This window comes from Pseudomonas sp. MPR-R2A5 (assembly GCF_058793055.1).
Genome location: NZ_JBXAFK010000076.1, coordinates 18,895 through 27,060, shown reverse-complemented (window position 1 = coordinate 27,060; position 8,166 = coordinate 18,895). Strand labels below are relative to the sequence as shown.

Annotated in this window: 9 protein-coding genes; 2 read left to right on the top strand and 7 right to left on the bottom strand. The window is 59.7% G+C overall.

Features of this window, described 5'->3' with window-relative positions; translation table 11 throughout:
* Positions 1-87 precede the first annotated feature (87 nt).
* From AC1Q6I_RS33000 to AC1Q6I_RS32985, 4 genes are all read right to left on the bottom strand, one after another.
* The gene (locus AC1Q6I_RS33000) at positions 88-1,002 is read right to left on the bottom strand and encodes an SdiA-regulated domain-containing protein (RefSeq protein ID WP_102625497.1); all 915 of its coding nucleotides are present in this window, start codon (positions 1,000-1,002) and stop codon (positions 88-90) included.
* A gap of 120 nt (positions 1,003-1,122) precedes the next feature.
* Entirely contained in the window at positions 1,123-2,049 is a 927-nt protein-coding gene (locus AC1Q6I_RS32995) for an SdiA-regulated domain-containing protein (protein WP_024077957.1), read from the bottom strand.
* A gap of 301 nt (positions 2,050-2,350) precedes the next feature.
* Positions 2,351-3,016, bottom strand: a complete 666-nt coding sequence (locus AC1Q6I_RS32990; protein ID WP_102625496.1) for a fumarylacetoacetate hydrolase family protein — start codon at positions 3,014-3,016, stop codon at positions 2,351-2,353.
* A 22-nt stretch (positions 3,017-3,038) separates the two neighbouring features.
* A complete protein-coding gene (locus AC1Q6I_RS32985; protein WP_024077959.1) occupies positions 3,039-4,433 on the bottom strand; it encodes an FAD-binding oxidoreductase in 1,395 nt (464 codons plus the stop codon).
* A gap of 205 nt (positions 4,434-4,638) precedes the next feature.
* On the opposite strand from AC1Q6I_RS32985, the gene serA reads away from it, so the two are divergent.
* Positions 4,639-5,868 carry a phosphoglycerate dehydrogenase gene (serA, locus tag AC1Q6I_RS32980; protein WP_024077960.1) on the top strand — a complete coding sequence of 410 codons (1,230 nt, stop codon included), beginning with the start codon at positions 4,639-4,641 and terminating at the stop codon, positions 5,866-5,868.
* Positions 5,869-5,932: 64 nt separating this feature from the next.
* Here serA and AC1Q6I_RS32975 read toward each other — a convergent pair whose 3' ends face one another.
* Positions 5,933-6,373, bottom strand: coding sequence for a DUF4399 domain-containing protein (locus AC1Q6I_RS32975; RefSeq protein WP_024077961.1), 441 nt, complete (start codon positions 6,371-6,373; stop codon positions 5,933-5,935).
* Positions 6,374-6,507: 134 nt separating this feature from the next.
* Between AC1Q6I_RS32975 and AC1Q6I_RS32970 the strand changes: the two genes are divergently transcribed.
* A complete protein-coding gene (locus AC1Q6I_RS32970) occupies positions 6,508-7,035 on the top strand; it encodes a transporter substrate-binding domain-containing protein (RefSeq protein ID WP_024077962.1) in 528 nt (175 codons plus the stop codon).
* Here the strand turns inward: AC1Q6I_RS32970 and AC1Q6I_RS32965 are convergent.
* Both AC1Q6I_RS32965 and AC1Q6I_RS32960 read right to left on the bottom strand, forming a co-directional pair.
* Complete coding sequence (locus AC1Q6I_RS32965) at positions 6,986-7,468, bottom strand: 2-thiouracil desulfurase family protein (protein ID WP_024077963.1); 483 nt, start codon at positions 7,466-7,468, stop codon at positions 6,986-6,988. The genes AC1Q6I_RS32970 and AC1Q6I_RS32965 overlap by 50 nt on opposite strands.
* A 2-nt stretch (positions 7,469-7,470) precedes the next feature.
* Positions 7,471-8,103, bottom strand: coding sequence for a 2OG-Fe(II) oxygenase (locus AC1Q6I_RS32960; RefSeq protein ID WP_024077964.1), 633 nt, complete (start codon positions 8,101-8,103; stop codon positions 7,471-7,473).
* Positions 8,104-8,166 lie beyond the last annotated feature (63 nt).

The following is an 8,166-nucleotide window of genomic DNA, read 5'->3' as shown; positions in this document are numbered from 1 at the left end:
CTGTAAACCATGTCCCCGGTTAGAAATGTAAACGATGTCCCCGGTTTGTACCGGGGCAAGCCCCCTCCCACAGGGGTCGCGGTGTTTTCAGGATTCTGGTTTCTTGAACACATAGAACAGATTCGGCTCGCTGACCAGGTACAACGTGCCCTCGTCATCCATGGCGATCCCTTCGGCCTGCGGCACGCGCTTGCCCAGGCCATGGCGCCCTTTGAGCAGCGACAAACTGCTTAATGGCCGCCCATCGATATCCAGCTCCAACACCAGGAACGACTCATCCGACAGCGCCAGCAAATGACCGCTGCGCTCATCGTATTGCAAGCTTGAAAGGTCGCGCACAAACAACCCGGCATCGCGCCTGGGGTTGTTGACCACGTGCACTGAGTAGGTTTTTTCCGGTTTGAAATGGGGAAAGCCGTGGACCTCGTAGATCAGCATCGGGTCGCGCTCCTTGGCGACAAACAGGCGCTTGCCAACCGAGTCATAGGCCAACCCTTCGAACCCCTTGTTGCCGCCGACATGCATGCCCAGGGTCATCTGCTCCGCGTCGGCCGCGTCGAGGAATTGGGTGTCGTCGTCCACATGCACCTTGATCAGGCGTTGCTGGCGCTCATCGCTGATGACGTAGATGTTGTCGCTGATGAACTCCACGGCTTCGGCATCGCCAAACCCCACCAGGGGAATGCGTCGCAGGATCTTGCCCTGCAGGGACAGTTCGATCAGTTCGGCGTTTTTATTGGTGACAGTAAACAGGCTGTTGCGCACCGGGTCGTAGGTGAGCGCTGAAACATCGTCGTCGAGCCCCTCGATCACCTGGGCTTCGAGGGCGACCCGATAATCCGCCAGGCCGATGGAGCGCTCGTCGGCAGGCTGGCGCCACGCTTTCCAGTTGAACCAGGCGCGCTCGAACAGACGAAACTGTTGCGCAAAGACGCCGACGGAAACCAGCGCAATCAACAGCAGGATAAACAATGCAGGTTTGGGGCGGGCAAATCGGCGCATCGGGGCGGGCTCGAAGAAAAACTGGCGAATAGATATCAAGGTCGCCTGAATTTAAACTTAAACGCACCGGACTGTCTGGCGAATGCCGCTCATAGAGACGCATCCGACGTAATCGGTCTGCTATTTCCGCTTCTCGAAGCGATAGAACAGGTTTGGCTCACTGACAAAGTACAGGTTGCCACTCTCGTCCATGGTCACCCCTTCCGCGCGGGGGATGGTGTCTTTCAGGCCATTGAAGCCGCCGAGCAAGGTCATGAAGCTGACCTGCTTGCCCTTCTCGTCCAGTTCCAGCAACAGGTGGGAGTCCGCCGACAGCACCAGCAAGTGCCCGGTACGCGGGTCGACGGCCAGGGCCGAGAGGTTGCGCATGTCCAGCTCGGTGCTGGCCAGCTTTTGCTTGTCGCCGACCAGGGTCTGGCTACCGTCGCTTTTCCAGGTGAACAGCGCCGGCGGTCGTTCTTCACCCAGCACCAGTTGCTGGTTGCGCTTGTCCCAGGTGATGGCTTCAAAGGCTTTGTTCTGGTCTTTGGACGGCCCCAGGTCATAACTGGAGAAGTCCGCCTTGTTCAACGCTGTCGTACCGGCGTCGACCTTGATGATGGTCAGGCTGTGCTGGCGCTCATCCACCACGGCCATCAGGCCGTTTTCCATGACAGTCACACCTTCCGGGTTATTCCAACCGTTGAGCGGCATCTTGCGCAGCACATCGCCTTGCAGGGTCAACTCAACCAGGAACGGGTTCTTGCCCATGACCGAAAACAGGGTTTTGGTCTGCGGGTTATAGGCCAGGTCGGAAGCCTCGTCCTTCTCCATGCCGGGCAGCAACTTGGCGTCGATCACGGCGCGATAGTCCGGTAGCCAGACACTGGCCTCGCGCTCGGCGGGCGATTCAAAACGCTCCACCAACCACAACACACCCCGATTGTCCCAATGCATGGCCCAGGCGATGCCATACACAATGGCCCCGACCAGAAACAGCCAGGAATACCAGCGCAGGGCAAAACGCGAACGTCGCTTGGGCGTCAGGGTAGGCAGGGGCACAGCCATTGGGCGCTTATCCAGAAAGTCAGCATTAGGTGATAGCACAGGCTCGACGAGCCTGCGTGTTCGAGGCTGAGGATTATCCGGATAGCGTGTGAAAAAAATGCAAAACATTGGATTTGTGGCGGGCGGGCTTGCCCCGCGTTGGGCTGCGAAGCAGCCCCAAAACACAGCCCCGGAGCTGACTGAAACACTGCAGCGCTCTTATTGGGGCTGCTGCGCAGCCCAACGCGGGGCAAGCCCGCTCGCCACAAGGATGCGAGAGTTAGCGCAACCCCCCACATTTTTACCGCGTTTCGTCAGGCGCTCAGCGAACGCTGCTTTCGAAGCGGTTCACGCCAGACAGTTCCAGCACCAATTCATCACCCACATTCAGCGGGCCTACGCCGGCCGGGGTGCCGGTGAGGATTACATCGCCAGCTTGCAGTGAGAAACAGCCGGCCATGTGCTGGATCATCGGGATGATCGGGTTGAGCATCTGCGCGCTATTGCCGTCCTGGCGCACTTCGCCGTTGATGGTCAGGCGAATGCCGATATCGGCCAGGTCCGGGAACGTACTGCCGACCACGAACGGGGCAATCACCGCCGCGCCGTCGAAGGACTTGGCGATTTCCCACGGCAGGCCCTTGGCTTTGAGCTCAGCCTGCTTGTCCCGCAGGGTCAGGTCCAGGGCCGGGGCGAAGCCGGAGATGGCGTCCAGCACTTCTTCACGGCTGGGCTTGGTCGACAGGGGCTTGCCGATCAGCACGGCGATTTCCGCTTCGTAGTGCACCGAACCGCGTTCGGTCGGAATGCTGAAACCACCTTCCAGCGGCACCACGCAACTGCCCGGCTTGATGAACAACAACGGCTCGGTCGGTACCGGGTTGTCCAGTTCCTTGGCATGTTCGGCGTAGTTACGCCCAATACACACCACTTTACCCACAGGAAAGTGGATGTTGGTGCCGTCGACATACTTGTGCTGGTAGCTCATGAAACGACTCCTTCAGGGGCGGTTAAACAGCGAAGATCTTGCCAGGGTTCATGATCCCTTTCGGGTCGAACACGGCCTTCACGGCCTTCATGTATTCGATTTCAACCGGCGAGCGGCTGTAGGTCAGGTAATCGCGCTTGGTCATGCCCACGCCGTGCTCGGCGGAGATCGAGCCGTTGTACTTCTGAACGGTTTCGAATACCCATTTATTCACGGTGGCGCACTTGGCGAAGAACTCGTCCTTGCTCAGGTTTTCCGGCTTGAGGATGTTCAAGTGCAGGTTGCCGTCGCCGATATGGCCGAACCAGACGATTTCGAAGTCCGGGTAGTGTTCGCCGACGATCGCGTCAATTTCCTTCAAGAACGCCGGCACTTTGGAGACAGTCACCGAGATATCGTTCTTGTAGGGCGTCCAGTGGGAAATGGTCTCCGAGATGTACTCGCGCAGCTTCCACAGGTTGTGCAGTTGGGTTTCGCTCTGGCTCATCACGCCATCCAGCACCCAACCCTGCTCCACGCAGTGCTCGAAGGTTTCCAGGGCATGGTTGGCAACTTCTTCGGTGGTGGCTTCAAATTCCAGCAGCGCATAGAACGGGCATTCGGTTTCGAACGGTGCAGGCACATCGCCACGACCGAGGACTTTGGCCAGGGCCTTGTCGGAGAAAAACTCGAACGCGGTCAGGTCCAGCTTGCTTTGGAAGGCATGTAGCACCGGCATGATTGAATCGAAGTCGGTGGTACCGAGCACCATGGCGGTGAGGTTTTTCGGCGCCCGATCCAGGCGCATGGTGGCTTCGACCACAAAGCCCAGGGTGCCTTCAGCACCGATGAACAGCTGGCGCATGTCGTAGCCGGTGGCGTTCTTGATCAGGTCGCGGTTCAGCTCCAGCACATCGCCCTTGCCGGTGACGACTTTCATGCCGGCCACCCAGTTACGGGTCATGCCGTAGCGAATCACCTTGATCCCGCCGGCATTGGTGCCGATATTGCCGCCAATCTGGCTCGAACCGGACGACGCGAAATCCACCGGGTAGTACAAGCCGTTTTCTTCGGCGACGTTCTGCAATTGCTTGGTGACTACCCCCGGCTGGCACTTGGCGGTGCGGTCGGTGAGGTTCACCTCGAGGATCTGGTTCATATAGTCGAACGAGACGACCACTTCGCCATTGGCCGCGACCGCGGCGGCCGACAGACCGGTACGGCCACCGGACGGCACCAGCGCCACTGTGTGCTCATTGGCCCAGCGGACAATGGCCTGCACCTGCTCGATGGTCTTGGGGAAGACGATGGCGGTGGGGGCGGGAGCGAAGTGCTTGGTCCAATCCTTGCCGTAAGCCTCCAGGGAGTCTGCATCGGTCAGCACTTTGCCGGGCTCAACCAGGGTCTTTAGCTCATCAATCAGGGCAGGATGGGTCATCGACAGAACTCTCGAACAATTCATGGTCATCCTGAGAACGCTTCACGTCGCAGGAATAGGTGTTTAGCGGGGCGCGTATGCTAGCATACCGCCCCCGCAGGACAGAGCCCAAAGGCGTTTCTGCGGTGACGGCTTTCCTGCCGTCCGGGTCAGCTTAAGCGATCCGATTCCCTGCCATTTTTCTCCGGGATACAGGTTTACGCAGATGAGCAAGACTTCTCTCGATAAGAGCAAGATCAAGTTCCTTCTTCTGGAAGGCGTCCACCCATCGGCCGTCGAAGTACTGAAGGCCGCCGGGTACTCCAGCATTGAGTACATCACCAGTTCTCTGCCGGAAGCCCAGCTCAAGGAAAAGATCGCCGACGCGCACTTTATCGGCATTCGCTCCCGCACCCAGCTGACCGAAGAGATCTTCGATCACGCCAAGAAACTCGTGGCGGTCGGCTGTTTCTGCATCGGCACCAACCAGGTCGACCTCAACGCAGCGCGCGAGCGCGGCATCGCGGTGTTCAACGCACCGTACTCCAACACCCGCTCCGTTGCGGAACTGGTGCTGGCCGAGGCGATCCTGCTGTTGCGCGGTATTCCTGAGAAGAACGCCTCCTGCCATCGTGGCGGCTGGATCAAGAGCGCAGCCAACTCCTTCGAAATCCGCGGCAAGAAGCTGGGTATCGTCGGTTACGGCTCGATCGGTACTCAACTGTCGGTCCTGGCTGAAGGCCTCGGCATGCAGGTGTTCTTCTACGACACCCTGACCAAGCTGCCATTGGGCAACGCCACGCAAGTGTCGAGCCTGACCGAGCTGCTGGGCATGTCCGATATCGTCACCCTGCACGTGCCGGAAACCGCTGAGACCCAGTGGATGATCGGCGAGAAGGAAATCCGCGCCATCAAGAAAGGCGGGATCCTGATCAACGCCGCACGCGGCACCGTGGTCGAGCTGGACGCCCTGGCCGAGGCGATCAAGGACAAGCACCTGATCGGCGCCGCCATCGATGTGTTCCCGGTGGAGCCGCGCTCCAACGACGACATCTTCGAAAGCCCGCTGCGTGGCCTGGACAACGTGATCCTGACCCCGCACATCGGCGGTTCCACCGCTGAAGCCCAGGCCAACATTGGCCTGGAAGTGTCGGAGAAACTGGTCAAGTACAGCGACAACGGTACGTCGGTCTCGTCCGTCAACTTCCCGGAAGTGGCCCTGCCGGCTCACCCTGGCAAGCACCGTCTGCTGCACATCCACCAGAACATCCCTGGCGTGATGATGGAGATCAACAAGGTCTTCGCGGAAAACGGCATCAACATCTCCGGTCAGTTCCTGCAGACCAACGAAAAGGTTGGCTACGTGGTGATCGACGTCGACGCCGAGTACTCGGACTTGGCGCAAGAGAAGCTGCAGCACATCAACGGCACCATCCGTAGCCGCGTGCTGTTCTAAGGCTTCAACCGCACCACGAAAAAGGGAGCCCCTCGGGGCTCCCTTTTTTGCATCTGAACAAATCTTACTTGACGTTAACCGTGATTACTTTCGAGGCTACAGTGGGCTCGAACTGGTGGTGCACGTTATCGCCTGCCACCAGTTGCAAGGTGTGCTTGCCAGGGGCCAGTGTCAGTTCGGTTTCGGTTTGCGCCTTGCCGAAATGGATCGAGGTGGCGGTGGCCGGGATAGCCTCGTCTGCCTTAAGCGCCGTCACGTCCTGGTCGACCAGCAGGTGATGGTGACCGGCACCGGGCACCTGCTTGTCGATCGGTTCCAGGTCCAGCCCCTTCACGCCAAACTTGACGGTGAAGGTCTTGTCGACGGTCGCGCCATCCTTGGGCGAGACAATAAACACCTCAGCGCCCTTGGGGGCGGGTGTACGGGGAACATCAGCAGCACTCGCCAACATCGAAGCACCCAGCATCAGGGAGGCCAGCGTGGCACGGGACAAAAGGGCTTTCATTCGCTTCTCCAGTTTTTCTGTGAAATCTGTAGGGTTATGACAACTTCGCGACAAATTGCTGTCCAAGGCACTCAACACCATAGCAAAGCGATGCTGAACGGCGCCTCGCACATAAAAATTCTCTAGGAGTGACCATGCGCTTTTCGCCTGGCCTGTTACTGCTGCTTCCCCTTCTGAGCCCCCTGGCTCACGCCGAACTGGTCGATGATGTGTTCGATCGTGGCGAACTGCGCATCGCCCTTGAAGCCAATACGCCACCGTTCAACTTCAAGGACGGCGACAAACTCACCGGTTTTGAAGTGGAACTGGGTGAACTGCTGGCAAAGGAAATGGACGTACGCTCCTCGTTCATCACCACCGATGACGCCGACTTGCTGCCAGGGGTGGCAACCGGCAAGTACGACGTGGCCATTAACCATATCGCTAAGACTGCCGACCTTGAGGATCAGTTCGATTTCAGTGAGGTTTATCGCGAGAAGCCCGATTTGGTGATCCCATTCCAAAAGGGTAACCCCGCGTTCAAGACGAGCCTTGACGGCGCGCTGAAACGGGTGAAGGAGGATGGCCGGTTAAAGGCGCTGTCGCAGAAGTGGTTTGACGCAGAAGCACCGACTACAGCTGCGCCAGTGCCTGCGCAGCCTCAGGCAACTCCAGCTCACTGAACACCTGCACGCCGTGGCGTTTGAGCAGCGCCGCGGTTACGCCCTCGCCCTTCACTTTCACGCCGGTAAAGGTGCCGTCATAAGTGAGCAGGTTGCCACACGACGGGCTGTTGGCCTTGAGCACGGCGATGCGAATAGCGTGGCGTTGCACCAGCGCCAAGGCCTGGCGGGCGCCGTCGAGAAAGGCGGCGCTGAAATCTTCGCCCTCGGCCGTCAGCACCTGGGCGCGCCCCTCCCACACATCCACACCCTGCCCGCCTGGGATCTCGGCGGCAGGTCGTGGCGTTGGCAAACCACCCGACACTTCCGGGCAGATCGCAACCACACGCCCCTCGGCCTGCCATGCGGCCAACTGGTCAAACGGCCCGCTGGCCCCGCCGTCGTAACGCACCTTGTGCCCGAGCAGGCAGCGGCTGACAAGAATCTTTTGCATGCTCAAAACGGCTCATTGCCCCGCCGGCGAAACCAGCCCGTCAGGGACAGGCGCTCACGCGTAGCAGGCAAAACTTCGTGGGGTACCTCGCCCGACAGGAACACCACCAGGCAACCGCCGGTGGGCACCACGTCGTATTCGACGCCGTCCTTGAGGTACATGCGCAACTGGCCGCCATGCTCGGGCAGCCAGGCGTCGTTCAAGTAGATCACCGCCGACACCGTGCGCCGATCATCATCGCGAAACCGGTCCAGGTGCTTGAGGTAGAAGGCCCCTGGCGGGTACATCGCGAAGTGGCTTTCGAAATCCTCCAGGCCCAGGAACAGGTTGCGGTTCATCGCCAGGCGCAGGCTGTCCATCAACGCCATATAGTCGCCACAGACCGCCGCGTCGCCCTCTTCCAGCCACTGGATATGGTCGCCGCGAATACCCTCACGAATTTCCTGGGCCGGCCCGCGCCCCACCGCCGCCGGCGACAGCTCACCTTCGGCCGCACGTTTACGGCACTCAGCCGCCAGTTCCAGGGTCAGAGCCTGGGACAGGAAGGCGTTCTGCTGCGACCAGCCTTTCTCGGCCAGGTCGTCGACGATGCGTTGCAGCAGCGGGTGATCAAAGGGTATTTGCATGGCGCGCATAGTATCCATACGCCTATGAATCCGACAGAGCCGCCGAGCGTCTGAATGCACTTTAGTCAGGTG

Coding starts and splice junctions, on each gene's coding strand:
- AC1Q6I_RS32985 (WP_024077959.1), bottom strand. CDS start 4,433: ATGACCCATCCTGCCCTGATTGATGAGCTAAAGACCCTGGTTGAGCCC.
- AC1Q6I_RS32960 (WP_024077964.1), bottom strand. CDS start 8,103: ATGCGCGCCATGCAAATACCCTTTGATCACCCGCTGCTGCAACGCATC.
- AC1Q6I_RS33000 (WP_102625497.1), bottom strand. CDS start 1,002: ATGCGCCGATTTGCCCGCCCCAAACCTGCATTGTTTATCCTGCTGTTG.
- AC1Q6I_RS32965 (WP_024077963.1), bottom strand. CDS start 7,468: ATGCAAAAGATTCTTGTCAGCCGCTGCCTGCTCGGGCACAAGGTGCGT.
- AC1Q6I_RS32975 (WP_024077961.1), bottom strand. CDS start 6,373: ATGAAAGCCCTTTTGTCCCGTGCCACGCTGGCCTCCCTGATGCTGGGT.
- AC1Q6I_RS32970 (WP_024077962.1), top strand. CDS start 6,508: ATGCGCTTTTCGCCTGGCCTGTTACTGCTGCTTCCCCTTCTGAGCCCC.
- serA (WP_024077960.1), top strand. CDS start 4,639: ATGAGCAAGACTTCTCTCGATAAGAGCAAGATCAAGTTCCTTCTTCTG.
- AC1Q6I_RS32990 (WP_102625496.1), bottom strand. CDS start 3,016: ATGAGCTACCAGCACAAGTATGTCGACGGCACCAACATCCACTTTCCT.
- AC1Q6I_RS32995 (WP_024077957.1), bottom strand. CDS start 2,049: ATGGCTGTGCCCCTGCCTACCCTGACGCCCAAGCGACGTTCGCGTTTT.